At 71.9% G+C, this 25,087-nt stretch carries 19 protein-coding genes and 1 tRNA gene; 18 read left to right on the top strand and 2 right to left on the bottom strand.

The window, feature by feature from the left end:
* Position 1 precedes the first annotated feature (1 nt).
* The 17 genes from KIH73_RS05525 to KIH73_RS05445 all read left to right on the top strand — a co-directional run bounded on the left by KIH73_RS05525 (position 2) and on the right by KIH73_RS05445 (position 20,653).
* Complete coding sequence (locus tag KIH73_RS05525; RefSeq protein ID WP_219081394.1) at positions 2-826, top strand: histidine phosphatase family protein; 825 nt, start codon at positions 2-4, stop codon at positions 824-826.
* Between the two features lie 160 nt (positions 827-986).
* Positions 987-1,937, top strand: coding sequence for a magnesium transporter CorA family protein (locus KIH73_RS05520; protein WP_219081392.1), 951 nt, complete (start codon positions 987-989; stop codon positions 1,935-1,937).
* Positions 1,934-2,800 carry a transporter substrate-binding domain-containing protein gene (locus KIH73_RS05515; RefSeq protein WP_219081390.1) on the top strand — a complete coding sequence of 289 codons (867 nt, stop codon included), beginning with the start codon at positions 1,934-1,936 and terminating at the stop codon, positions 2,798-2,800. Before KIH73_RS05520 ends, KIH73_RS05515 begins: the two co-directional genes overlap by 4 nt.
* 41 nt (positions 2,801-2,841) lie before the next feature.
* The gene (leuS, locus tag KIH73_RS05510) at positions 2,842-5,805 is read left to right on the top strand and encodes a leucine--tRNA ligase (protein ID WP_219081388.1); all 2,964 of its coding nucleotides are present in this window, start codon (positions 2,842-2,844) and stop codon (positions 5,803-5,805) included.
* Between the two features lie 163 nt (positions 5,806-5,968).
* Positions 5,969-6,991: a ComEA family DNA-binding protein gene (locus KIH73_RS10895; RefSeq protein ID WP_236022607.1), complete on the top strand. Its 1,023-nt coding sequence runs from the start codon at positions 5,969-5,971 to the stop codon at positions 6,989-6,991.
* A gap of 2 nt (positions 6,992-6,993) precedes the next feature.
* Entirely contained in the window at positions 6,994-9,066 is a 2,073-nt protein-coding gene (locus KIH73_RS05500) for a ComEC/Rec2 family competence protein (protein WP_219081386.1), read from the top strand.
* Positions 9,067-9,218: 152 nt separating this feature from the next.
* Positions 9,219-10,199 (top strand): DNA polymerase III subunit delta, encoded by a 981-nt coding sequence (holA, locus tag KIH73_RS05495; RefSeq protein WP_219081383.1) that lies wholly within the window; start codon positions 9,219-9,221, stop codon positions 10,197-10,199.
* A gap of 80 nt (positions 10,200-10,279) precedes the next feature.
* Positions 10,280-10,894, top strand: a complete 615-nt coding sequence (gene tsaE / locus KIH73_RS05490) for a tRNA (adenosine(37)-N6)-threonylcarbamoyltransferase complex ATPase subunit type 1 TsaE (protein WP_219081381.1) — start codon at positions 10,280-10,282, stop codon at positions 10,892-10,894.
* 183 nt (positions 10,895-11,077) lie between these two features.
* Positions 11,078-11,788, top strand: a complete 711-nt coding sequence (locus tag KIH73_RS05485; protein ID WP_219081479.1) for a response regulator transcription factor — start codon at positions 11,078-11,080, stop codon at positions 11,786-11,788.
* Positions 11,789-11,915: 127 nt separating this feature from the next.
* Positions 11,916-13,112 carry a sensor histidine kinase gene (locus tag KIH73_RS05480; protein WP_236022611.1) on the top strand — a complete coding sequence of 399 codons (1,197 nt, stop codon included), beginning with the start codon at positions 11,916-11,918 and terminating at the stop codon, positions 13,110-13,112.
* 229 nt (positions 13,113-13,341) lie between these two features.
* The gene (locus KIH73_RS05475) at positions 13,342-14,283 is read left to right on the top strand and encodes a D-alanyl-D-alanine carboxypeptidase family protein (protein ID WP_219081377.1); all 942 of its coding nucleotides are present in this window, start codon (positions 13,342-13,344) and stop codon (positions 14,281-14,283) included.
* Between the two features lie 60 nt (positions 14,284-14,343).
* Entirely contained in the window at positions 14,344-15,189 is an 846-nt protein-coding gene (tsaB, locus tag KIH73_RS05470; RefSeq protein ID WP_219081374.1) for a tRNA (adenosine(37)-N6)-threonylcarbamoyltransferase complex dimerization subunit type 1 TsaB, read from the top strand.
* The gene (gene rimI, locus KIH73_RS05465; protein WP_219081477.1) at positions 15,189-15,758 is read left to right on the top strand and encodes a ribosomal protein S18-alanine N-acetyltransferase; all 570 of its coding nucleotides are present in this window, start codon (positions 15,189-15,191) and stop codon (positions 15,756-15,758) included. Before tsaB ends, rimI begins: the two co-directional genes overlap by 1 nt.
* Positions 15,758-16,801, top strand: coding sequence for a tRNA (adenosine(37)-N6)-threonylcarbamoyltransferase complex transferase subunit TsaD (tsaD, locus tag KIH73_RS05460; RefSeq protein ID WP_219081475.1), 1,044 nt, complete (start codon positions 15,758-15,760; stop codon positions 16,799-16,801). The genes rimI and tsaD overlap by 1 nt, the downstream gene beginning before the upstream one ends.
* Before the next feature lie 768 nt (positions 16,802-17,569).
* On the top strand, positions 17,570-18,463 hold the full coding sequence (locus KIH73_RS05455) for a YobA family protein (protein ID WP_219081372.1): 894 nt from the start codon (positions 17,570-17,572) through the stop codon (positions 18,461-18,463).
* Positions 18,464-18,875: 412 nt separating this feature from the next.
* Positions 18,876-18,948 (top strand) — tRNA-Asn (locus tag KIH73_RS05450).
* Positions 18,949-19,513: 565 nt separating this feature from the next.
* Positions 19,514-20,653, top strand: a complete 1,140-nt coding sequence (locus KIH73_RS05445; protein WP_219081370.1) for an MFS transporter — start codon at positions 19,514-19,516, stop codon at positions 20,651-20,653.
* A gap of 417 nt (positions 20,654-21,070) precedes the next feature.
* Here the strand turns inward: KIH73_RS05445 and KIH73_RS05440 are convergent, their stop codons facing one another.
* Together KIH73_RS05440 and KIH73_RS05435 are read right to left on the bottom strand one after the other, a co-directional pair.
* Complete coding sequence (locus KIH73_RS05440) at positions 21,071-22,420, bottom strand: polysaccharide deacetylase family protein (protein WP_219081368.1); 1,350 nt, start codon at positions 22,418-22,420, stop codon at positions 21,071-21,073.
* 554 nt (positions 22,421-22,974) lie between these two features.
* Positions 22,975-24,003: a metal ABC transporter solute-binding protein, Zn/Mn family gene (locus KIH73_RS05435; protein WP_219081366.1), complete on the bottom strand. Its 1,029-nt coding sequence runs from the start codon at positions 24,001-24,003 to the stop codon at positions 22,975-22,977.
* A 314-nt stretch (positions 24,004-24,317) separates the two neighbouring features.
* Here KIH73_RS05435 and KIH73_RS10890 point away from each other — a divergent pair, with 314 nt between their 5' ends.
* Entirely contained in the window at positions 24,318-25,079 is a 762-nt protein-coding gene (locus KIH73_RS10890) for a M23 family metallopeptidase (RefSeq protein WP_236022606.1), read from the top strand.
* Positions 25,080-25,087 lie beyond the last annotated feature (8 nt).

Genomic DNA, 25,087 nt, shown 5'->3' with positions numbered 1-25,087 from the left:
GTTGATCGACGAAGTGCTGTTCATGCGCCACGGGCGCACCACGTTCAACCTGGCCAGGCGCATGCAGGGGCAGATCGACGTCCCGCTGGACATCGTCGGCCAGTGGCAGGCCGACCAGAGCGCCTACGAGCTGGCGCAGCGCTACTACTGGGCCAAGGTCGCCGCAGTCGCCCGGGACGAGCGCCTGCTCGCCCAACCGGGGCCGCGGGCCGCGCGGCGCAGCGACATCGACGAGTACCGCCAGGCCCCGGCGGCCTGCCGACGGCTCACCGTCGTCGCCTCCGACCTGTTCCGCGCCGTGCAGACGGCCCACGCCTTCGCCGACCTGCTCGGCCTGGAGGTCGCCACGGACGAGCGGCTGCGCGAACGCAGCTTCGGCCGGTGGGAGGGCATGACCCGCGAGGAGATCCGCGAGATGGACGCCCGGGCCTTCGCCTCGTGGCGCGCCCACACCGGCGGCGAGCTCGCCTACGGCGTGGAGAGCCGCCGGGCGCTCGGCGAACGCGGGGCGCAGGCGGTGCGCTCGCTGGTCGCGGCGCACGACGGTGACGGCACGACCACGCTGATGCTCGTCGGCCACGGCTCGTGGATCGTCGCCACCATCCAGACCCTGCTGGGCATGGACGTCGACGACGTCAGCGAGCTGGGGGCGATGCGCAACGCGTTCTGGTCGCGCATGACGCCCCGCCGCCGCGCCGACGGCTCGATCGGCTGGCTGCTCGAGGAGTACAACCAGGGCCCGCGCATCGCCGACGCGGCCGACTGGGAGAACGGCCCCGCCGAGCTGCGCCGCCCCGGCATGCCGCTGTGGAGACCCATCGTGTGACGTTCGCCGGCGGCGTGAACAACGGTTGAACATCGCCGTCGCCGCGCCGCGACGTCGGGGGACAGGGTCTATCCTTGAGAGGGCCGTCCGGCGGACGGCCGCCGCGCGCCGACCCGCGCGGCGAAGGACCGACATACGGCACGGAAGGCAGGTGAGAGCCATGTTGAGGATGTTCAACACCATCAACGGACAGGTGGAGCAGATCAGTAAACCGGAGAACGGGTCGTGGCTATGCCTGTCCGAGCCGACCGACGTGGAGCTCGCCACCGTCGCCCAGGAGACCGGCATCGACCTGGCCGACCTGCGCGCCCCGCTGGATGACGAGGAGCGCTCGCGAGTGGACGTCGAGGACGACTACACGATGATCATCGTCGACATCCCGACCGTCGAGGAGCGCGGCGGGCGCGACTGGTACGAGACGATCCCGTTGTCGATCATCGTGACCCAGAACATGATCATCACCGTGTGCATGCAGGACACCCCGGTGCTCCACCCGTTCATGGAGGGCACGATCCGCGGGTTCAACACGTACATGAAGACCCGCTTCATCCTGCAGATCCTGTACCGCAACGCCACGATGTACCTGCGCTACCTGCGCATCATCGACCGCGAGAGCGACAAGCTCGAACTCAAGCTGCGCCACTCGATGCAGAACAAGGAGATCCTGATGCTGCTCGAGCTGAGCAAGACCTTGGTCTACTTCACCACCTCGCTCAAATCGAACGAGATCGTGATGGAGAAGCTCACCACGCTCGCCCGCATCAAGCAGTACCCGGAGGACGAGGACCTGCTCGAGGACGTCATCACCGAGAACAAGCAGGCCATCGAGATGGCGAACATCTACAGCGGCGTTCTGGCGAACATGACCGACGCCTTCGCCTCGATCGTGTCGAACAACCTGAACAACGTGATGCGCATCTTCACGATCATCTCGATCTCGCTGTCGATCCCGACCCTGATCTTCTCGATGTACGGCATGAACTTCGACGGCAGCATGATGGGCATGCCGCTGACCGACAAGCCGTGGGGCTTCATCATCGTCGTGGTGATCTCCATCGCGCTCGCCGTGCTGGTGACGTGGTTCCTGACCCGTTCGAAGATGTTCAAATGACCGGGATCGCGATGCGGGCGTCGCGCCGGACCGCCGCGGCCGCGCTGTGCGCCGTCGTCGTGGCGTCCGCGGCCGGCTGCGCGACCGACGGCACGGCGGCCGTCGAGCTGCCCGTCGGCCCGGCGCTCACCGTCGGCGTGCCGGGCGGCCAGCCGGGCCTCGCCGTGCTGCGCGGCGAGGGGTACGAGGGCTTCGACATCGACGTGGCCGAATACATCGCCCGCGACCTGGGGTACGCCCGCAAGCAGATCGTCTACGTGCCGGTCGACGCGGCGGAGCGCGACCGGGCCGTCAACGAGGGCGTCGTCGACGTCATGGTGGGCTATGCCGCCGTCGGCGACGGCACCGACGCCGCCTCCGACGACGTCGAGATCGCGGGCGCCTACCTGTCCGGCGGCCTCGACCTGCTGATCCGCGGCGACGAGTCCGGCGACATCGCCTCGGCGTCGTCGATGGACGGGCGCGTCGCCTGCACCTCGCGCGGCGCCGCCGCGGCGACGGCGCTGCGCGAGGCGGCGCCCGGCGTGGCCATCCAGGAGCGAGACAGCGTCGCGCAGTGCGTCACCGCGCTGATGATCGGCGAGGCCGACGCGGTCGCGGCCGACGGCGCCGTGCTGGCGGGGTTCGCCGCCGAGCACGGCGAGGGCTATCTCGTCACGCTCGGACGGCCCTACGCCGACTCGTGGCGCGGCGTCGCGGTGCGCGGCGGCGACGACGAACTCGCCGACCGCATCGCCCTGGCGTTGCGGGCCATGGTCGCCGACGGCACCTGGGACGCCTGCGCCGCCGAGCTGCGCGCCGGGACCGGCTACGACCCCGGCGAGGCGCCGGCGCCGATGCGCGACGTCCCGTCGGACGGATGAGACGGCCCGAGTGTCCAGTTGCGTGGCAATAATCCTTGTCTATGAGTGACAACGAGAAGAACACGGCGACGGCGGCCGACCCCGCCGAACCCGCATTCCGCTACAACGCGGCGATGGCGCAGGTTATCGAGGAACGCTGGCAGCGCACCTGGGACGAGCAGGGCACCTTCTGGGCCGCCAACGTCAAAGGCGAGCTCAAGGACGGCAAGGGCCGCAACGCCGAGGGCCGCAAGTCCTACTTCGCGATGGACATGTTCCCGTACCCCTCGGGCAAGGGCCTGCACGTCGGCCATCCGCTCGGCTACCTCGCCACCGACGTGGTCAGCCGCTACCACCGCATGAAGGGCGAGAACGTGCTGCACGCCATGGGCTACGACGCCTTCGGCCTGCCCGCCGAGCAGTACGCCGTGCAGACCGGCCAGCACCCGCGCGTGACCACCGAGCAGAACATCGCGAACATGCGCCGCCAGCTGCACCGCATGGGCCTGAGCTTCGACGACCGCCGCTCCTTCGCGACCATCGACCCCGGCTACGTGCGCTGGACGCAGTGGATCTTCTCGCGCATCTACGACGCCTGGTACGACCCGGAGGCGACCAACCCCTCCGGCTCCAAGGGCTGCGCCCGGCCGATCGGCGAGCTGGTCGCCCGGTTCGAGTCCGGCGAGCGCGCCATCCCCGGCTTCGAGGGGCGCGCCTGGGCCGACCTGAGCGCCGCCGAGCAGGCCGACGTGCTCAACGACTTCCGTCTGGCCTACATCTCCAAGTCCCCGGTCAACTGGTGCCCGGGCCTGGGCACGGTGCTGGCCAACGAGGAGGTCACCGCCGAGGGCAGGTCCGAGCGCGGCAACTTCCCGGTCTTCCAGCGCGAGCTGCGCCAGTGGTCGATGCGCATCACCGCCTACGGCCACCGCCTGATCGAGGACCTCGAGACCATCGACTGGCCGGAGAAGGTCAAGCTCATGCAGCGCAACTGGATCGGCGAGTCGCACGGCGCCTCCGTGCACTTCACGGTCGAGACGCCGTCCGGCGAGCGCGACATGGAGATCTACACCACCCGCCCCGACACGCTGTTCGGCACCACCTTCGCCGTGGTCTCCCCGGAGCACCACCTGCTCGAGTTCGTGCCCGACGCCTGGCCGGAGGGCGTGCCCGAGTCGTGGACCGGCGGCTACGCCACCCCGAAGCAGGCCGTGGCCGCCTACCGCCGCGCCGCCGAGGCCAAGACCGCCAAGGACCGCGTCGACGAGGCCGGCGAGAAGACCGGCCTGTTCACCGGCCTGTACGCGATCAACCCGATCACCGGCGCGCGGCTGCCGCTGTTCACCGCCGACTACGTGCTCATGGACTACGGCACCGGCGCGATCATGGCGGTGCCGGGCGGCGACCAGCGCGACTACGACTTCGCGGTCAAGTACGGCCTGCCCGTCATCTACACCGTGCGCCCGCTGCCGGAATCCGGCGACGACCTGGCCGACTACGAGGGCCGCGCGCCGTTCGTCTCGCACGACGGCATCGTGATCAACTCCTCGGTCGAGGCCACGCGCGCCGACGGCGGGCCGCTGTCGATCGACGGGCTGCGCGTCGACGAGGCCATCGCCAAGGTCAACGCCTGGCTCGAGCAGGCCGGCGTGGGCCGGGGCACGACGAGCTACCGCCTGCGCGACTGGCTGTTCAGCCGCCAGCGCTACTGGGGCGAGCCGTTCCCGATCGTCTACGACGAGGACGGCGTGGCGCACCTGCTGCCCGACGACCAGCTGCCGATCAACCTGCCCGACGTGCCGGACTACAGCCCGAAGACCTTCGACCCGGAGGACGCCGAGTCCAACCCGGAGGCGCCGCTGAGCCGCAACGAGGACTGGGTCAGGGTCACGATGGACCTGGGCGACGGCGAGAAGACCTACTACCGCGACACGAACACGATGCCGAACTGGGCCGGCTCGTGCTGGTACTACATGCGCTACCTCGACCCGAACGACACCGAGCACATGGTGGAGAAGGACGAGTACGACTACTGGATGGGCCCGGATCGCGGCAACGGCCCCTCCGGCGGCGTCGACCTGTACATCGGCGGCGTCGAGCACGCGGTGCTCCACCTGCTGTACGCGCGCTTCTGGCACAAGGTGCTCTTCGACCTCGGCTACGTCGACTCGTCCGAGCCGTTCCACAAGCTGTTCAACCAGGGCATGATCCAGGCGTACGCCTACACCGACGACCGCGGCCAGTACGTGCCGGCCGCCGAGGTCGAGGAGGGCCCGGCGGGCGCCGACGGCGAGCCGACGTTCACCTGGAACGGCCAGCACGTCAACCGCGAGTTCGGCAAGATGGGCAAGAGCCTGAAGAACATCATCACGCCGGACGACATGTACGAGCACTACGGCGCGGACACGTTCCGCCTGTACGAGATGAGCATGGGCCCGCTGGCCGAGTCCCGCCCGTGGAACACCCGCAACGTGGTCGGCGCGATGCGCTTCCTGCAGCGCCTGTGGCGCAACGTGATCGACGAGGCCACCGGCGAGGTGCGCGTCGTCGACGCCGAGCCCGACCTGAAGACGCTCAAGCTGCTCAACAACACGATCGCCGAGGTGACCGTGGAGATGGAGGCCATGCGCCCGAACACGGCCATCGCCAAGCTCATCGTGCTCAACAACCACCTCACCTCTCTCGACGCCGCGCCCCGCGCCGCCGTCGAGCCGCTGATCCTCATGCTCGCGCCGATCGCGCCGCACATCTGCGAGGAGCTGTGGAACCGCCTGGGCCACCCCGAATCGCTGGCCCACGAGCCGTGGCCGGCCGCCGACGAACGCTACGTCGGCCAGGACACGGTGACCGCGGTGGTGCAGATCAAGGGCAAGGTGCGCGCCAAGCTCGAGGTCAGCCCGGACATCGACCCGGACGAGCTGGAGCGCATGGCGCTCGAGGCCGTCGCCGACCGTCTCGGCGGCAAGGCCCCGCGCAAGGTCATCGTCAAGGCCCCGAAGATCGTGTCGGTCGTGCCCGCCGAGTAGACCGGCACCGCCGTCTCGTCCGCGAAGCGCCGCGCACCCCGATCCGGGGGCGCGGCGCTTCGCCGTCGCAGGCGTCCCGCCGCATGGCGCGACACGCCTGCATTGTGGATAACCGGCATCGTTCGACCACAATGCCCCGCCCGGCTGGACGCCGGATGCCGGCATGCCGCAGGGTGGTGGCATGAACGGACGATCGGAGGGCGGTGCGGCCGAACGGCGGCTGCACGCGCTGGCGTTGGGGCGGCGTGGCGCCGCGGTGTATGGGACGCGCCCGGGCGGCGCGCTTCGTGGCGGGGGCGCACGCCCCGCCGTCGGGGCGCGGTTTGGTGGCGGTGCGCGGCTCGGCGACGAGGCGCGGCTTGGTGCTGGAGCGCGGCCGGATGACGGGATGCGGGCCGTCGCCGCGGTGCGGGCGAACGGCGCGACGGCGCATCCGGGCGGGAGCGGGCGCGGCGCCGCGCGCCGGGCCACGGCGCGGTCGCTGTCCGGGGTGCGCGGCGGCGATGCCGAGGCCCCGGCCACGGCTCAAGCCATGGCCGGGGCCGGCGCTACGGCCGGCGGAGCCATGGCCGCGGCGTCGCGGCGTCGGGTGCCGCGCTGGTCGTTCCGCCCGGTGCATGCGCTGGCCGCCGTGCTGCTGCTGGCCTGCGCGCTGTGCGCCAGCCTGACCATGCTCGTGCAGCAGTCGCTGAACTACGCGGCGCTGGATGGGGCGTCGGCCTTGTCGACGGCAGGCTCCGGGGCGGGGGAGTCTCGGGACCAGGTGGATGCCGACGCCGCGGATGGCGATATGTCGGGGCCCGGTGGAGGCGAGGATGCCGGTGAAGCGGCGGATGCCGGCGCCGCATCGACGCCGCCGGAGGGGAGCGGCACGCCCGCGACGCAGGACGCGCCGCCGGGCGGGGAACCGTCGGCGGACGGGAACGCCGGCGGCGATTCGCCGGCCCAGGGAGCCGTCGGGGCGGATGCCGCGGCCGGGCGGACGGCGACGGCGCCGATCGACCTGAACACGGCCGGCCTGGCCGAGCTGGACGCCATCACCGGGGTCGGCCCCGTGATCGCCGGCCGCATCATCGAGCATCGCGCGGCGATCGGCCGCTTCACCTCGGTCGACCAGCTGCTCGACGTCAGCGGCATCGGCCCCAAGACGCTGGAGCGCATGCGGCCGCAGGTGGTGGTGCGATGATCATGACGGGGGAGTGCGGCGGCCGCGACCGCCGCATGCTGGCCGCCGCCGCGGCGGCCTGGGCGGCGAGTCTGGCGGCGCACCGCATGTTCGACCTGATGATGAACGGCGGCCGCGCGGCACGGACGCCGGACGGGCCGGCCGCGGCTGCGGCGCCGACGGGCATGGCGGCCGCGGATGCGGCGGCGTTCTCGAATACGGCGGCTCCCACGGATGCGATGGCGGCCACAGGCACGGTGGTACCTGCGAGCCCGGCCGTCCCCGCGGACACCATTGCGCGCACCGATGGCGCGACGACGGCCGTAAATGCGGCGGCATCCATGGGCTCGGCCGTCCCCGCGGACACAATCGCGACCGTCGGCGGTGTGACGGCTTCGATGCCGCCGGTCGCGACCGCGCTGGCGCTCGTCGTCGGCATGGCCGTGGCGATGGCGGCGGTGACGGCGATGACGGCGCTGATGCGCCGCAGACGCGACCCGGCGTCCGCGTGCGGGCGCGCCCGTGTTCTCGCCGTCGCGGCCTCGACGCTGACGGTGCCGATATGCGCCGCGCTGATGGCCGGCACGGCCGCATGGTGCGCCGATGCTGCGGCGTGGCGCGACCCGGCCGCCGTGCACGCGCGTGACGGACCGGCGACGGTCGACGCGACCCTCCGCGTGGCCGACCCGGTCGTCGCTTCGGCCGTCCGCGGCTCGGACTGCCAGGCCGAGGCGCGGATGCTGGCACTGGACGCCGACGGCGCGACGCTGCCGTCGACGGCATCGGTGCGCGTGCTCGCGGACGGCGCGGCATGCCCGGCGCTGGTCCGCGGCGCGACGATGCGCGCATCCGGCACGCTGCGAACCTCGGCGTTCGACGATGGCGGCGTCTGGCTTGTCATCGGCGATGCGCCGCCGCGCATCATCCGGGAGCCGGGGCCGGCGGCGCGCACGGTGGCGGCGATGCACGCGGCGTTCTTCGAGGCGTGCTCCGGGCTGTCGGACCAGGGGCGCGCGCTGGTGCCCGGCCTGACGCTCGGCGTGCTCGGCCAGGACCACGTCGCCATGCGAGACGGATCCGCCGTGGCGGTGGACGCGGCCTATGGCGCGCAGCTGGAGCGGCGCTTCCGGCAATCCGGCATCATGCACCTGATGGCCGTCTCGGGAGGGCACTTCGCGCTGGCGGCCGCGCTGATCCGGCGCCTGTGCGCGTGGGCGCTGGCCCCGCGCGGCGTCGTCGCGGCCGCCACGGCGCTCGGATACGCGGCGCTGGCCGCGCTCGTGTACCCGTCGGACTCCGTGCTGCGCTCCGTGGTCATGGGGCTGTTCGGCATCGCGGCCCGCGCGGTCGGCCGGCGCCCGCAGGCCATGAGCGCGCTGTGCTGGACGGTCGTCGTCGTGCTGGCCGTACGCCCGGCGATGTCGCGCAGCTTCGGCTTCGCGCTGTCGTGCGCCGCCGTGTTCGGCATCACGGCGTTCGGGCCGGCGATCGGCGGCATGCTGGGGCGTGCGCTGCCCCGCGCCGTGGCCGAGGCCGTGGGCGTGAGCGTGTCGGCCCAGCTGTGCACCCTGCCGGTGCAGGTGCTGATGGACCCGCGGATACCGCTGATGTCCGTGCCCGCGAACCTCGTCGTCGCGCCGGTCGTCGGCCTGTCCACGCTGGCTGGGCTGGCCGCGCTGCTGGCCAGTCCGCTCAGCGTCGAGCTCGGGGCCGCGCTGGCATGGCTGGCCGGCTGCGGCACGCACGTCATGGACCGGTGCGCGGCCTGGCTGGCCGACGACGGTCATGCGACGCTGCCCTGGGCGGACGGCGTGCCCGGGGCGATGCTCGTCCTGGCCGTCGAGGCGTGCGCATGCGTCGCGGTCGCGGCGGGGGCGCGCCTGCTGGTCCGCCCCGCCGACCCCGTCGACCCCCTCGATCCGGCGGAGTCCGGCGGCACGCCCGTCGCACCGGTCGGCGAACGGTGGCGCCGCTGGGACGGATGGCGCGCACGCGCGGCGCTGTGGTGGCGGCAGACCCCGGACGCCTTCGGGTCATGGGCGGGTCCCGGCCGCGGCGCGCCGGGCGACGGCGGCGGACGGGACGGGCCGCGATGACGACCGGCGGACGCCGTGGCCGGCGCCCGTCACCGGATGCGCCGACGCACGCCGTCGGGCGCGCCGACGCCGGGGCGCCGTAGAGCCGGCGCCGTCATGCCCGGCGTTCGCCGTCGGCCGGTTTGTCCAGCGATGCTAAGAGATTGAACAGTATGCCACAACGCCCATCGGCCGACGCGCCGTTCCACATCGTCTTCGGCGGCGACGCCTACCTCAACGCGCAGACCGTGCGCGACCTGCGCGACGCCGCGGAACGGCGCCGGCCGGACGCCGAGACCGTGGAGCTCGACGCCACCGACGCGGACCGCTACGCCTTCGACGAGGCCGTCAGCCCGTCCCTGCTCAGCGACGCGGCCATCGTCGTCGTGTCCAACCTGCAGAACGCCGACGAGAAGCTCGCCGAGGCGATGGTCGCGTACTGCCGCCAGGCGGGCAAGGACCCCGCGGCCGCCGGAGCCGTCGTCATCGCCCAGCACGAGGGCGGCGTCAAGGGCAAGCGCGTCGTCGACCAGCTGCTCAGGGCAGGCGCCCGCCGCCAGGACGTGCCCGACCTGAAGAAGGCGGACGCCAGGCTGAACTTCGTCATGCAGCAGTTCGAACGCCGCGGCCGGCGCGTCGAGCCGATGGCCGCCCAGCAGCTGGTCGCCGTGCTCGGCGACCGGACCGGCGAGCTCGCGGCGATGTGCGGGCAGCTGTGCTTCGACTTCGACGACGATCCGATCGGCCTGGACCGCGTGAACCAGTACCTGACCGCCAACCCGCAGGTCACCGGGTTCGCCGTGGCCGACAAGGCGATGGAGGGGCGGACCGCCGAGGCCATCGTCGCGATGCGCTCGGCCGTCGAACAGGGCACCGAGCCGATCGCCCTGATCGGCGCGCTCGCGATGAAGCTGCGCACCCTGGCGAAGGCCTCCGCCGTGCGATCGGGCGTCATCTCGCAGGCCGAGGCCAAGACGAACCCCTGGGTGCTCAAGAACGCGACCCGCCAGCTCGGCGGATGGACCTCGGCCGGCCTGAGCCGGTGCATCCGGACCCTGGCGTGGGCGGACGAGCAGAGCAAGACCAACGGCGGCGACCCGGTGTACGCGCTGGAGCGCAGCATCATCCTCATCAGCCGCAAGGGCGCCGAATAAGGCGCGGCCACGGCGGCCCGCCGCGCATCGCTCAGACGGAACGCGGCGGCACAGGACACCACGGACACAAGGAGGGCGGCATGGCCGCTGACACACCCATCTCGATCCCCGCATCCCGCGACATGCGCCGGCTCGGCGAGCACCTGGCCCGCCTGGTGCGCGGCGGCGACGTGATCCTGCTGTCGGGGCCGCTCGGCGCCGGCAAGACCACCTTCGCCCAGGGATTCGGCGCCGGCCTGGGCATCGAGGGGCCGATCGTCTCGCCGACGTTCACGATCGCCCGCGAGCTCGACGGCCGGTTCGCGGACGGCCGGCGCGCGCACCTGGTGCATGTGGACGCCTACCGCCTCGGCGGCCACGCGTACGCGCCCGGCCAGGACGCGGTAGGCCGCCTGCTCGACGAGCTCGAATCGCTCGGCCTGGACGAGGAGCTGGAGGCCCCGGGCGAGGACACCGTGGTGCTGATGGAATGGGGCGAGCAGATGGCCGCCGCGCTGGCGCCCGAACGCCTCGAGATCCACATCGACCGGCCCCTGCCCGCCGGGGACCGCGACGGGCAGGCCGACGGCGAGCTGACCGGCGACGGCGTGCGGCTCGTCACGCTCGTGCCCTGCGGCGGCGACTGGTCGGCCCGTCTCGCGGCGATGCCCCCCGTGACGGGGGCGGCCGGAAGCGACCGCTCGGGCCGATATTAACGATTTCTTCATCGTTTCGCCGCCGTGTGGCGCCACGGCGCCTCTAAGCTGGGACGGAACGCCCCGACGGCGCGACGTCGGCGGCGCGGCCGCCGCGCCGCGCGCCGCGCCCGCCCGCGTCGCCGGGCGCCATCAGCGGAAAGGAGCGCACGGGCCGTGCCGGTGAACGATGACCACGCCACGATCCTCGTGGTCGACGACGAACGGGAGATCGCCGACCTGGTCGCCCTGTACCTGGAGAACGAAGGCCATGAGGTCATCGTGCGCTACGACGCGCGCACCGCGCTCCAGGTCGTCGACGATCCGAGCATCCGCCTCGACATGGCCATCCTCGACGTCATGCTGCCCGACGTCAACGGGTTCCAGGTCTGCCGCGCCATCAGGACGGCGCACCGCTTCCCGGTGATCATGCTGACCGCGCGCGACCGCGAGGTCGACACCATAGCCGGGCTGAACTTCGGCGCGGACGACTACGTGACCAAGCCGTTCATGCCGCTGGAGCTGGTGGCGCGCGTCAACGCGCAGCTGCGCCGCTACCGCCGCTACGACGGGGGCCGCGAGCCGATCGCGCCGCCGCCGGACGACGGGGTCGTCGAGATCAACGGGCTGAGCGTGAACACGCGCACGCACGAATGCCGCGTCGACGGCGCGCCGGTGCACCTGACCCCCAGCGAGTTCACGATCCTGGCCACGCTGTGCCGCCGCCGCGGCGAGGTCGTCAGCGCCGAGGAGCTGTTCCACGCGATCTGGGGCGACGAGGCGTACCTGAAGACCAGCAACACCATCAGCGTGCACATCCGCCACCTGCGCGACAAGATCGGAGACAGCGTTGAACGACCCCGTTACATCCACACCGTCTGGGGCGTGGGATACCGCATCGACGACAACGGATAGCGCCGCCGGGCCGCAGGCGCCGCCGCCCGTCGCGCCCCCGGCCGCGCCGCCCGTCGCCCCTCCCGCGCCGTACGCGGACCGTGCGGGCCGCCGCCTGGCCGGGGCGATCCTGGCCCGCGTGCTGCTCATGGCGGGGCTCGCCGGGGCGATCCTGCTCGTGCTCAGGCTGATGTGGGACGCCGACGCCGCGGCGGTGCTGCTGACGAACGTGGTGTTCGGCGACTGGGACAGCGCGGTGGCCTTCCTGCAGGCGGTCCGCCGCTACGGGATCCCGCTGGGCGTCGCGGTGTTCCTGGTCGCGTTGGTCCCCGGCTATCTGCTGGTCTTCCGGCCGTATGTGATGCGCATCTGCCGCAGCCTGTCCTCGGGCGTGAACGCGCTGCTCGACTCCGGCCACCCGCGCATCGAGCTGCCGGGCGAGCTCGCCGACGTCGAGTCGACGCTCAACGACGTGCGGCTGCGCATGGAGCGGCGCGACCTGGAGGCCCGACTCGACGAGCAGCGCAAGAACGACCTGGTCATGTACCTGGCCCACGACATCCGCACGCCGCTGACCTCGGTGATCGGCTACCTGAGCCTGCTGGACGAGGCGCGCGACATGCCCGCCGCGCAGCGCGAGCGCTACGTGCGCGTCGCCCTGGACAAGTCGCGCCGCCTGGACCGCCTGGTCGACGAGTTCTTCGACATCACCCGCTACAACCTGACGGACATCGCCCTGCAGATCGAACGCGTCGACCTGAGCGTGCTGCTCGTGCAGATGGTCGAGGAGTTCCACCCCCAGCTGCGGGCGCACGGCAACACCGTCGACAACCGGATGCCGCCGACCTGCCCCGTGCCCGCCGACGCGGCGCAGATCGCGCGCGTGTTCAACAACATCCTCAAGAACGCGATCTCGTACGGCGACCGCGACAGCGTCATCCGCATCGACGGCGGCATCGAGGCCGGCGCGGCGCGCGTGGCCATCAGCAGCCACGGCCGCACGATACCGCCCCAGCGCCTGGCCATGCTCTTCGACAAGTTCTACCGGCTCGACGCCTCCCGCAACGCCGGCACCGGCGGCGCCGGGCTCGGCCTGGCCATCGCCCGGCAGATCGTCCAGAGCCACGGCGGCACGATCGGCGCGACCAGCGAACGCGGCGTCACCACGTTCACCGTCGTCCTGCCGGCCGAACCGTCCGCGGAAGCGCCCACGGAACCGTCCACGGGGTCGCCGTCCACGGGGCCGTCCGGGGAGTCCTCCGCGCGATCGTCCGGTGCGCCGCCCGCGGGGTCGCTCCCCGGGCCGTCCGGACCGCACGGCCGGACCGCGCGCCCGGCCGCCTGACCGGCCGCCCGACGGTCCGCTCGGACAGGCCGTCGCCCGGCCGCCCGGCAGGCCATCCGGCGCTCCGCCCGAAGCCCATACGACGGTCCGCCGGCCCGCCGCGGCGGCCTTCATCGTTTCTTCATCGTCCGCTCATCGTTCCGCCATCACTGCCGATCGCCGCCCGCATAGCGTGGACAGGGACGGCGGATGACCCGTCCGCCCGCACGCACGGACAAGGCAAGGAACGATGAACGACTACCAGTACCCTCCCCAGCACTCCGGCCAACTGACGGCGTACCCGGCCCCCCGCCGGCGCCGCGGGACCGTGGCGGCCGCCGCCGTGGCCGCGGCGCTGCTCCTGCTCGCCGCCGTCTACGCGGTGTTCAGCCGGCCGGCCACCGCCGCCACCGTGCACGTCGACGGCCTGAACAGCGCCTACGCGGCGCTGGTCGACGCCTCCGACGGCCGATACGTGCAGGGCCTCAACGCCGACGAGCGGATGTACCCGGCGTCGCTGACCAAGGTCATGACCGCCGTCGTCGCGCTCGAACGCATCCCCTCGCTCGACGCCACGCTGCAGATGCCCGCGGACGCCTCGGCCATGCTCGCCGAACGCAACGCCTCCGTCGCCGGGCTCTACCCGGGCGAGACCGCCTCGGCCAAGGACATGCTCTACGGGCTGCTGCTGGCCTCCGGCGCCGACTGCGCCCTGGCCATCGCCCGGTACGTGGCCGGCGGCGAGCAGGCCTTCGCCGAACTGATGAACCAGACCGCCGCGCGCATCGGCATGACCGGCACCCACTTCACCAACGCCACCGGCCTGCACGACGACGACCACTACTCGACCGCGAACGACATCGCCACGCTGATGGTGTACGCGCTGAGGAACGAGACGTTCGCCGACATCATCGGCGCGCGCAGCCACGACATGGCCACGGCGAGCATGCACGACGGACTGACCGTGACCAGCACCGTGTTCGACGCGCTGGGCGACGCGCGGGTCGGCGCCGGCGTCGTCACCGGCGGCAAGACCGGATACACCGAGCACGCCGGGCTGTGCCTGGCCACCGTGGCGCGGTTCGGGCTGCGCACCTACGTGCTGGTCACCGCCGGCGCGCCCGGCGACCATAGCACCGAACGCTTCGACGTCGAGGACGCGCGCTACATCTACCGCCAGATCACCTGGTAGGGGACGCCTCGGCCCGGCGCGGTGTACAGTGAGATGGTCACGCAAGGCAGGAGGCGCGCAATGACGAACACGCTGGTGATCGACACCTCGTACGGATCCACGGTGGGCATCGTGGGGCACGACCCCATCGTCGAGACCGACTCGCGCACCCACGTCGAACGGCTCCAGACCAACATCGCCCGCGCCGCCGCCGAGGCCGGCCTCGAACCCGGCCGGATCGAACGCATCGTCGTCGGCGTCGGCCCCGCGCCGTTCACCGGCCTGCGCGCCGGCGTCGTCACCGCCAAGGCGCTCGCCTACGCCACCGGCGCCACGCTCGTCGGCACCGACATCCTCGGCCCCCAGCACCACATGATGCTGCTGGCCCGCGCGGCCGACGCGCCCGCCGGCCTCGCCGCGCTGCGCGAACAGATCGGGTGCCCGCCCGAGGAGCCGGACGACGCCCTCCACCTGACGCTCGCCGTCAACGACGCCCGCCGTCGCCAGCTGTACTTCGCGCTCTACGACACCGACGCCGACGGCCGCCCCCACGCCGTCATCCCCATGGACATCGATTACCCCGACCACATCGCCGCACGGGTCGCCGACGCCGTCGCCGAACTGCAGGCCGCGGCCCCCGGACGGCGCATCGCCGTCGACGTCGTCGGCCACGGCGCACGGAAGTACGCGGACGCCTGGCCGGCGATCGGCCGCCTCGGCGTCGTCTCCGACCTGACCCTGCTCGACGCGGGACGCGACGGACTCGCCGCGCTCGCCGACCTGACGGCGCGGCGCGAATCCACGGACGAGGCGGACGCCGTGCCCGCCGCCGCGATCGAGCCGCTGTACCTGCGCCGACCGGACGTCTCCGTGCCCAGGCCGCTCAAGCAGGTGCTCCACCACGCCGCCGCGGACAGGACCGCATGATGATCGCCGACATCGCCGGCATCGACCGCGCCACCGCCGTCGCACGCATCGCCGAGCTCGAACGCGAACTGTTCGACGCCGGGGCCTGGAGCGAGGCCATGGTCGCCCAGGAGCTCGACGCGCCCGCCCGCACCTACCTGGTCGACCTCGCGCCGGAACCCGACCCCGGCGCGCCCGGCCCGCCCGCCGAAACCGGGCATGCCGACCCGGAGTCCGCGACCCGGCCGCCGGTCATCCGCGGATACGCGGGATTCTGGTACGACGGCGACGACGCCGAACTCATGACCATCGGCGTCGGCAGGGCCTACCAGCGGCAGGGCATCGCCGCCGCGCTGCTCGCCGCGCTCATCGACCGGGCCCGCGCGCAGGGCGCCCGGCGCATGCTGCTGGAGGTGCGCGTCGACAACGACCCGGCGCTGGCCCTGTACGAACGGTTCGGATTCCGCCGCATGGGACTGCGCCGGCGCTACTACCAGCCGGGCGGCATCGACGCCTACACGATGGCGCTCGACCTGGCCCCGCGCGCCGTCGGCTTCCGATCCGCCACGCACAACGAAGGAGAGCGATGATGAACGAACCAGTGGTGCTGGGCATCGAATCGACATGCGACGAGACGGCCGCCGCCGTCGTGCGCGGGCACGACCTGCTGTCCAACGTCGTCGCCTCGTCGATGGACGAGCACGCCCGATACGGCGGCGTGATCCCCGAGATCGCCTCGCGCGCGCACGCGGAGGCGTTCGTGCCCGTCGTCTCGAAGGCGCTCGCCGACGCGGGGATGAGCGTCTCCGACGTGGACGCCATCGCGGTGTCCGCCGGCCCCGGCCTGGCCGGATGCCTGGCGGTGGGCGTGTCCGGCGCCAAGGCGCTCGCCTGGGCGGCGAACAAGCCGATCTACGGCATCAACCACGTCATCGGGCACATCGCCGTCACCCAGCTGCAGTTCGGGGCGTTCCCTCCGGACACGCTGGCGCTGATCGTCTCCGGCGGGCACACCTCGCTGCTGCACGTCGGGGACGTGGCCAGGCATATCGACGTGGTCGGCACCACGCTGGACGACGCGGCGGGGGAGTGCTTCGACAAGGTCGCCCGACTGCTCGGCTTCCCGTACCCGGGCGGGCCGCACATCGACCGGCACGCCCAGGCCGGCGACCCGCACGCCATCAAAGTGCCGCAGGGGCTGACCCAGGGCAGGGCCGGCCGGGAGCACCCGTACGACTTCAGCTTCTCCGGGGTCAAGACCGCGGTGGCGCGGTGGATCGAGGAACGACGGGCCCAGGGGCTCGACGTCCCGGTCGACGACGTGTGCGCGTCGCTGGCCGATTCGGTGGCGGGCGTGCTGGCGCGCAAGGCGATGCGCGGGTGCGAGCAGTACGGGTCGCGCACGCTGATCGTCGGCGGCGGGTTCTCGGCGAACTCGCAGCTGCGCGCCAAGCTGCTGGAGGTCGGCGCCGAACACGGCGTGGAGGTCCGGGTGCCGGAGCTGAGGCTGTGCACCGACAACGGCGCGATGGTCGCGATGCTGGGCGTGAACCTCGTCGAGGCCGGCGTGGCCCCCTCCTCGCCCGATTTTCCGATTGACTCGGCGATGCCGCTCGACCGCATCTGCATGTAGCGGGCCTGCGGCATGCCGGTGGCGGGCCGGGCGGCGTGCAGGGTGCGGGCGCCATACGGCGGGTATGGGGCGGCTCCGTGCCGGTGCGCGCCGGATGACGGCGCCGATGCGCGCTGGTTGACGGCGTGCCGAAGCGCACTGCACCGGATGGCGGTGCGCTGGCGTGCCGGTGTGCGCCGAATGGTGCGCTGTACGGCGGGTTGCGTGGCGGTGCGCGCAGGCAATCCGGACTACGTGTGGTCGATTCGAGGGGCTGCAGACATCCATCTGCGCTACGTGAGGCACCTATATCGCCGTAGCTCCGGTAGCGGGCGCGGAATACCGCCATGCATACCGTGGGTCTCGCGGCAAGGCGGCCTCACGTAGCGCAGTTGGATGTCCGCAGAGGCCGAAATATGCCGCACCTAGTCAAGATAGCTGCCTCATGCCCGGTATCCATCGCCGGAATCGGGCTGCATCATGGCCATGACGTCGCGCGCGACGGCCACGCCGGACCCGGACCGTCGGCGGACGCGCTCGCGGGCGAACCGTCGACCGTCCGATTCACGGCCGGATATTCAGCCCGCCGGTCGGCACGGGACGGCCCCGCGGTCCGGCGAACCATCGTACACAGGATAACGGTCCATACCTGCCGGGACATGGATCATGGCATACCGGCTCGCCGCCGTCCCGTCAACGGTGCCGTGCGTGGGCTGTCGCGGCCCGCGGCCGATGTAGTATGGGGCAGGGACCGGCCGATGCGCGGTCGGCGGATGACGGGAGGCGCCGATGGGACGTCCTGCGGCGAAGATGATCGTTCCGATGCTGTGCTGCATATCGCTGTGCATGATCCCCGCCGGATGCGGCGGGACGGCCCAGACCCTGCCCGCGGACGAATCGCCCGCCGTGGCGCCCACGGAGGACGCCGCGGATATGGAGGCGATGGTCGTCCGTCTCGACGACGGCAGCCTGCTGCTGATCGACCGTCGAACCGGCTCGCCGTTCGTGCCGACGGCCATCGATAAGGCCGACATCGCGGGAGCGGACGGAAGGTCGCTGACGCCCGACGAGCTGCGGACGGGCAACGTGGTGCGCGTCTCCGGCAACGGCATCATGCTGGAAAGCTACCCGGGACAGTATCCGGGCATCGACGCCATCGAGGTCGTCGAGGAAGGCTCCGAGGCGGATGCCGATGCATACGCCGACCTGATCACCGAGCTGTCCGCGACGGCGGATCCGTCGCAACCCGCCACCGCCGATCTCGAATACGCCACCGACCTGGCGAGGGTGACGCTCGCGCTGCGGGACAATGGATACACATGGACGTATGAGGAGAATGGCGAGTCCGTCCAGGTCGCCGCCGATGCGGCGCACCCCGTCCAGATCGCCCCGGAGGACCTGCCCGACGCCCGCATCGACGGACCCATCGAGGCCAGGGTCGTCTTCGACAGGGCGGCCACGGCGCTGACCGTCACCCGGTGGAACGAACAGGCCGTCGAACGGGCGGCGTCCGCGGCGGGCTCGTATCAGGGCGTCGAGGCGGACGCGCTCGCCGGGGAGTCCGTGGACGCCGCGCTCGCAGGCACCGAGGCCACGTTCACGATGACGCCGGGATATCGGTACGCCCTGGACGCCACGTTCGCCGAAGGCGCGGTCGGGTACGTGTTCGTCGCCCTTGACTGAGCGGCGGGGCATCGCGGCCGCGGGAATGCGCCGCGTCGCGGACGGAAGAGCACCCGGATTCCGTGGTCGTCCTGCCTTGGTCGGTGTCCTGCCTTGGTCTCCATGGCGGGACGCGAACCCTGCGCGAGATGCTTGGACCGGCGTTCCGGCAGGGCGCCCCCGCGTCGAGGCGTGGGAGGGCGGCCTGCCCGCCGGGCGATTCGTCGATGGCTTCGTCACCGGCCGTGGTGCGGCGTCGTGCCATATGGCCGAAAGGGGTGAGGTCGCGGACGCCGGTCGGCGTGCCTCGGGGGTCGCCGCGTGGTGTCTCGATATGCCTGCAATGGCGGGCGACACGCCGAACTTGCAACCGGATGGTTTCTGTGTATTATATTCATCTTGTGCGCAGCATACAGCTCAGCACGGAAGACATTCCTGCGTAGCTCAGTTGGCAGAGCATCCGACTGTTAATCGGACGGTCGCTGGTTCAAGCCCAGCCGCAGGAGCCCATCGGAGGCCACCTTTTCGGAGGTGGCCTTCTTCGTTTTTGCCACCCCCATCGCGCGCTTCGGCGAGTCGTCGGGCAGATTGCCCGCGGACGTGGCGGGATGACGTGCGGTCGTGACCGCGTCGATCGGGACCATGACGCTTTCCCCTTAGGGCGGTCTGTCGCGGTGACGCGGGACGTCCGGCATGCGCCCGGTCGGCCCGGGCCGGCCGCTGCCGCGGCGGGCGTGCGGTCGATCGGTGCCCGTGCCTCGCGCCCCTTCGTAACCCGACGGTAACATGCCGGACATTCGCGTGAAAAACGACCGACTACATTCATTGGCGTGCGTCGTCGCGGAAGGCTCTTCCTCCTGCGGGATGCGCTTGATGGATCTGTCATGGGGACATGGCGGGGGCGGGCGCGTTCGTCGTTGCCCGGCGCGGGCGAATGTCGGCGAGTCATGTCGCGGCTCATGATGCGGTGCCGTGCGGGCGTTCGGCGCGATCGGGAGGTCCTGCCGGCCGGACGGGCCGCCGATGCGGGCCGTCGGCGTGCGCCGTCACGCTGTTGATGGGGGGGTTGCGTTGTCGAAGTTGTACAACATACTGCTCAGTCTTGCGATGGGCGTCTTCGTCGGTTATGACGTCGCCTATTTCCATGGCGCGGGTCTGCCGCTCGCGCTGATCATGGTCGCCAGCTCCTGCTTCGATGTCGTGTCGGTCGTCTCGGAGCTGCCGACGTCGATCGTGTTCGATCACGTCTCGCCCAAGAGGATGCTGGCGGTCGGCAACGTCGTGCGCGCGGCCGGCCTGATCTGCTTCGCCGTCGCCCCGTCCGATTTCTGGTGCGTGCTGTTGGGCCAGGCGCTGGCCGGCATCGGCTCGGCCACCGAAAGCGGCGCGGCCTCCGCGTTGTTCATCAACGACCGTCTGCGCGAGGAGGGCTCGTTCGAGAAGATCCTCGGGGAGCTCGCCGAGGCGACCGGTCTGTCGATCGTCGCCGGAGGGGTGGTCGGCGCGGTGCTGTACCCGGTGAACCCCGTTCTGATATGGGTCGTGCCGGCGTGCATCTACCTGCTGGCCATGCTGCCGCTCGCCGCCGTGCCGGCCCGCGCCGCGCACGACGGGCCGCGCAGGCGGGCCGGACTGCTGAAGGGGTTCAGGACATCGCTGGTCAAGGCCGTCCGCTACCCCGAGTGGTGGATGGCGTTGTGCATGGACGTCGGCGCGTTGAGCGTGTACTACCTGTGGCAGGTCAGGCTCGGCATCGGCTCGGACGGCGTGTGGAACCAGCTGCTCGGGCTGGTGATGATGAACGTGGCCAAGTCGGTCGCCGGCGCGCTGAACCGCAGGCTGCCGGTGGGCCGGACGTTCCGGTCCCCGGCCCTGCCGCTGGTCTGCAACATCGCGTTGTGCGCGGCGTTCGCCTGGAGCACGGGGCTGGCGTCGGGTCTGGCGCTGTTCTTCGCGCACGTGACCGTGCACTCGTGGGTGCTGAACTACTATTCGGGCCGGGTCCACGCCGTGATCGACGACGACGAGCGGGCCACCGTGTTCTCCGTGCTGTCGATGGGCAACACGCTCGTGGCCGCCGCCGTCGCGCCGCTGTGCGGGTGGGTGGCGGACGCCGTGTCGCTGGGCGCGGGCATGTCGGTCACGCTGGTCGTGTATCTGGTGCCCCTCGTCTGGTCGGTGTTTTCGCCCCGGGCCCGCCGCGCCGCATGACGGGACGGGCCCGGGCGGTTCGGCGCCCGCCCGTCAAACGGCGCGGCGAGTCGCCGATCCATAGTTCGAGCCTGCTCGTTCCGGGCGGCGGGATCGTGTCCGCCATGACCCGGCTCCAGCGTTTCGCCCCCGTCTCCGGCAAGTCCTCCTCCCATACAGACGCGGCGGACGCCTTGAGAAGGTCAGGCCCTTGTGGATGGTACCGGCCCCGCCTCCTCCCATACAGACGCGGCGGACGCCGCCCGGGTCGGGCGTGCGGGCGGACCATGCTGGAATCGTACGGTGGCGGCGTGCCGTCGAATTGGGGTGATTGGCATGAGGCGGGCGTGCGAGGCCCGGCCGCGTCCTATCGCATCGGGATGGCCGCATGATGTCCACCTATGCCCCGTGGGGCGGAGCGGCGTCCCGTTCGCGGCGCTACTCGTCGCCCGCGGTCTCGTCGAGTCCGTAGTAGGCGACGCCGGGCCGCATCTGGCATCCGAGCAGCGTGGAGACGGTCACCGGGGTCAGTCCCTTGTCGCGCAGGCCCTGCACGATGTCGGCGATCGCGTCGATGGTGGCCTGGTTGCCGTCATGCATGGCCACGATGGAGCCGGCGCGGGCGCCCTCGACGACCGTGTGCGCGATGTCGGCGGCCTGGTCGCCGCGCCAGTCGCCCGAGTCCACGTCCCACAGGACGATCGACTGCCCGCTGGTCTCGGCCTGCGCGCGCACCGCGTCGTTCCACGCGCCGTCCGGCGGGCGGAACAGCGTGACGGCCCTGCCGCCGGTGGCCTCCTCAATCACCGCGTCGGTGTCGGCGAACCACGTGGCGAGCGTGTCCGCGTCCATCGTGTGCAGCTGCGTGTGCCGCCAGGAGATGCTGCCGACGTCGTGGCCCTCGTCGGCCATGCGGCGCACGATCGCGATGTTGCCTCCCGACACGAACTGGCCCTGCACGAAGAACGTGCCCGGCGCCCCGGCGGCCTCCAGCGCGTCGAGCAGCTGCGGGGTCAGCCGTTCGTTCGGCCCGTCGTCGAATGTCAGGGCCACGCAGTCGTGGAAGTGGCAGTCGAACGGCATCGCCGCGACGACGTCGTCCATGGCCGCGCGCAGCGGGTCGCCCAGCGACCGGCACGTCTCGTCGTCGATGTCCGGGGCGCCGTCCAACGCGGAGCGCGCGTCGGCGATGCGCGCGTCGAGCGTGGCGCGCAGCCCCTCGTCGACCCGGCCGGCGCTGTGTTCGTGGGCGAAGGCGGCGTCGTCGACGAGCGCGCGCAGCGCGGCCCGCGCGTTCGTGCGGCGTTGGTTCTCGATGCTGTCGCGGACCGTGTCGATCTGATACTGCACGTCGGCGATCCGGTTGACCATCGTGCTGTCGGCGCGCGCCAGGTCCGAGGCCAGCGCGTCCAGCCCGTCGACGTCCATCGAAGCGTTGCACGAGCGCCCGGCCAGCGCGTCCGGCGCCAGGGCGCCGTCGCCGTCGCCGGTCATCGGCGCGAGCGTCCGGTTCAGGTCGTCCAGCGCGACCTGGCTGCCGACCTCGTCCTGTGGGGTCCGGGCGAGCTCCTCGGCCGTCGAGAGCGCGGCCGAGTACGTGGTGTAGGTCGTGGAGAACGACCGCCGCGCCGACTCGCAGGCCTCGAGCGCCCGCTCGTGCGCGTCCCGGCGGGCGTTCCCCACGCCGCGTGCGATCGTGACCCCGGCGAACACCAGGGCCGCGACGAACAGCGCGATGACGGCGACGACGACCGGATGGACGCGGCGCCTCCCCATATGCGCGGTCATGACGACTCCTCATGGTTCATGGCCGGAAAGGTGCCCGACGTCCGGCGCCGCGTCGGTTGGTGAGATCGTGTGGAGCCGCGGCGGCGCATTCCCTCAAACAACCACATGCGCTGCCGGTACGCCAATGATACGTCCGATACGGCGGGGACACGTGGACTGATGTGGAGATGCCGCGGAGGAGTCCGCGCCTGACGGCCGTATCCGGATAAGCTGTAGCGGATTTCGGGCCATGCGGACATCCAACGGGCTTACGTGAGGCATCTTGGCGGCGGCGCCCGCGGTATCGGCCGCGGAATACCGCCGCGGGCATCCGTGGCGTGCGGGTTTCGATGCCGCACGTAGCGCAGATGGATGTCCGCAGCCCCGCGAATCCGCCCCACGTAATCCATATCGCCCGGTTCCGTCGCCCGGTTTTGTCGCCCGGCTCCGTGCGCACCGGGCGCGGCGTGCCTTCGAGACCGCGGCGCGGGCGTTCGGTCCGGTCGGCGCCGCGCGTCGGGCATGACGCCCGCCCGCCGTGCATGGGCCGTTGCCGGCGTGCGGGTCGTCGTTCGTTATTCGCCGCCGACGGCGAGGATCTGCTCGGTGATGGAGGTCAGCCATCCAAGCAGGGTCTCCTGGTCGGCGGAGAGCTGCTCGCCCACGGCGACGACGGGTTTGCCGGCGGTTTCGGCGGCCTGCGCCAGCTGTTCGGCGAAGCCGGTCATCTCCTGCGGATTGGTCACCAGAAAGTCGACGTCGGCGTCGGCCACCGCCTCGGTGGCCGCCTTCAGGTCGGCCGCCGACGGCTCGGCCTCGCTGTTCACGGCGTTCGTGTAGGCCTGCGGCGTGCGGTCCTCGGCGCCGATGGCGTCGAGCAGGTGGCCGATGATCGATTCGGTGGCCACGTAGCCGCGCGCGGCGCCCTGCGCCCGCCCTTGGTCGAGCAGCGCGGCGAATTCGGCGTAGTCGTCGTTCCAGTCGTCGACGAGGCCGGTCAGCGTCGCGGCGTCGCCGTCGTCCGCGACGCGCTCGAGGTAGGCGTCGCCGATCGCCTGCGCGGCGGTTTTCACCGCCTCGGGGCTGAACCACAGGTGCGGGTTGGAAGTGCCGTGGTCGTGTCCCTCATGATCTTCGGGGGTGTCGTCGTGGTCCCCGCCGTCGACTCCCATGAGCTCGCCGATGGAGATGACCGTCTGCCGTTCCTCGTCGAATTGCGCGCCGGATGCCCAGCCGTCGTATCCGGCGCCGTTGAGCACGACGATGTCGGCCTGCGCGAGCGCGGCGAGGTCGGCAGGGGTGGGCTCGTAGTCGTGGGGGTCGGCGACCGATGAATCGATCAGCGAGGTGACGGCGACGCACGGGCCGCCGAGCTCCCGGGCGAGTGCGCCCCATTGACTGACCGAGGCCGTGACGGCGAGCGTCGTCGAACAGGTGTTCGAGTCGACCGCTCCGGCGTCGGTCGCAGGTGCCGTGGCGGGTCCGCACGCGGCGAGCAGCGTGAGTCCGGCCGCGGTCGCCGCCATCGCGGCGGTGCGGCGCCGGCGGCGGCGCGATGGCGCGGCGTGGGTGGCGCGGTTCGTGTCGTTGCGTGGTGTGTGCATGGTCGGCCTTTCCGGTCGTGTCGCGTTCTTTGGGGCGCCGCCGCCGTGTCGTCCCGAAGCCGCGCGGGTCGTGCGCGTGGCTTGTGCGGGTGTCGTGCGGCGTTGGCGTCCAGCATACATAAATTGATAATCATTATCAACAAGGAGGGGGCGGGGACGTTCGCGGATGCGTCGGCAGGGCGGCCGGCGCGCGGCGACACGCCGAATTGTGGATAACCCGGTATCGTTCGACCACAATGGCCGCCCCGGCTCGACGCCGCGATCCGGACCTGCGAGAGTTGATGGCGCAGACGGGACGACGACAGGGGGCACCAATGCATATCCATGACTACCGACGGCGCGTCAGGCGGCGTCGATTCCGGGAGCGGCGCGAGCGGGGCCGCGCGGCGGCGCTGCTGTGCGCGCTGGCGCTGGCGCTGTGCCTTGCGGCGGGAGCGGCCGCGATCGCGACGCCTCCGTCGCGCGGGGGCGCGTCGGTCGTGCGGTGGGAGGGCGCCGCGGACGGCGATCGTACCGACCTTGCGGTGGCGATGGCGGCCGGGACCGGCGGGTCGGCGGCGCGGTGCGCCGGTGCCGGACCCGCCGGGGCGCCGCGTGCCGGCGGAACCGGGGGAGGCGGCACGGATGCGGCGCGCGGCGGTGGCTGCCGGGCCGCGATGCGGTGGCCCGTGCGCGACCCCGACGTGGTCGCGGTGTTCGAACCGCCGCCCGAACCGTGGCTGGCCGGGCATCGCGGCGTCGACCTCGCGGCCGCGCCGGGGGATCCGCTGCATGCGCCGGCGGACGGGGTCATCGCGTTCAACGGGACCGTGGCGGGCAAATCCGTCGTCACGATCGGCCACGGAGCGCTGACCTCGACGTTCGAGCCGGCCCGAAGCGGGTTCGCCGTGGGCGCCCGGGTGCGTCGGGGCGAGGCGTTCGCCGAGGTCGGGGGAGGCTCGGACCACTGCGCTCGGGGGTGCGTGCACTGGGGGCTCAGGCGCGGGCGGGACCGGTACCTCGACCCGCAGTCGCGGGCGTCGCCGACGGCGCTCGCGCTGAAACCCGTGGCGACGCAGCCGGTTACGGCATCGTAACTTTGCCC

This window comes from Bifidobacterium phasiani (assembly GCF_019331775.1).
Taxonomy (GTDB): domain Bacteria; phylum Actinomycetota; class Actinomycetes; order Actinomycetales; family Bifidobacteriaceae; genus Bifidobacterium; species Bifidobacterium phasiani.
Note: the sequence above shows the minus strand (reverse complement) of the source record. Positions and strands in the feature narration are given on the sequence as shown.

What these genes read in the sequence shown, in the direction of transcription:
- KIH73_RS05480 (WP_236022611.1), top strand. Translation starts at nt 11,916, where the DNA reads ATGGCGGGGCTCGCCGGGGCGATCCTGCTCGTGCTCAGGCTGATGTGG.
- KIH73_RS05435 (WP_219081366.1), bottom strand. Translation starts at nt 24,003, where the DNA reads ATGCACACACCACGCAACGACACGAACCGCGCCACCCACGCCGCGCCA.
- KIH73_RS05500 (WP_219081386.1), top strand. Translation starts at nt 6,994, where the DNA reads ATGACGGGGGAGTGCGGCGGCCGCGACCGCCGCATGCTGGCCGCCGCC.
- KIH73_RS05515 (WP_219081390.1), top strand. Translation starts at nt 1,934, where the DNA reads ATGACCGGGATCGCGATGCGGGCGTCGCGCCGGACCGCCGCGGCCGCG.
- holA (WP_219081383.1), top strand. Translation starts at nt 9,219, where the DNA reads ATGCCACAACGCCCATCGGCCGACGCGCCGTTCCACATCGTCTTCGGC.
- KIH73_RS10895 (WP_236022607.1), top strand. Translation starts at nt 5,969, where the DNA reads ATGCCGCAGGGTGGTGGCATGAACGGACGATCGGAGGGCGGTGCGGCC.
- tsaE (WP_219081381.1), top strand. Translation starts at nt 10,280, where the DNA reads ATGGCCGCTGACACACCCATCTCGATCCCCGCATCCCGCGACATGCGC.
- leuS (WP_219081388.1), top strand. Translation starts at nt 2,842, where the DNA reads ATGAGTGACAACGAGAAGAACACGGCGACGGCGGCCGACCCCGCCGAA.
- tsaB (WP_219081374.1), top strand. Translation starts at nt 14,344, where the DNA reads ATGACGAACACGCTGGTGATCGACACCTCGTACGGATCCACGGTGGGC.
- KIH73_RS05455 (WP_219081372.1), top strand. Translation starts at nt 17,570, where the DNA reads ATGGGACGTCCTGCGGCGAAGATGATCGTTCCGATGCTGTGCTGCATA.
- KIH73_RS05440 (WP_219081368.1), bottom strand. Translation starts at nt 22,420, where the DNA reads ATGACCGCGCATATGGGGAGGCGCCGCGTCCATCCGGTCGTCGTCGCC.
- rimI (WP_219081477.1), top strand. Translation starts at nt 15,189, where the DNA reads ATGATCGCCGACATCGCCGGCATCGACCGCGCCACCGCCGTCGCACGC.
- tsaD (WP_219081475.1), top strand. Translation starts at nt 15,758, where the DNA reads ATGAACGAACCAGTGGTGCTGGGCATCGAATCGACATGCGACGAGACG.
- KIH73_RS10890 (WP_236022606.1), top strand. Translation starts at nt 24,318, where the DNA reads ATGCATATCCATGACTACCGACGGCGCGTCAGGCGGCGTCGATTCCGG.
- KIH73_RS05520 (WP_219081392.1), top strand. Translation starts at nt 987, where the DNA reads ATGTTGAGGATGTTCAACACCATCAACGGACAGGTGGAGCAGATCAGT.
- KIH73_RS05475 (WP_219081377.1), top strand. Translation starts at nt 13,342, where the DNA reads ATGAACGACTACCAGTACCCTCCCCAGCACTCCGGCCAACTGACGGCG.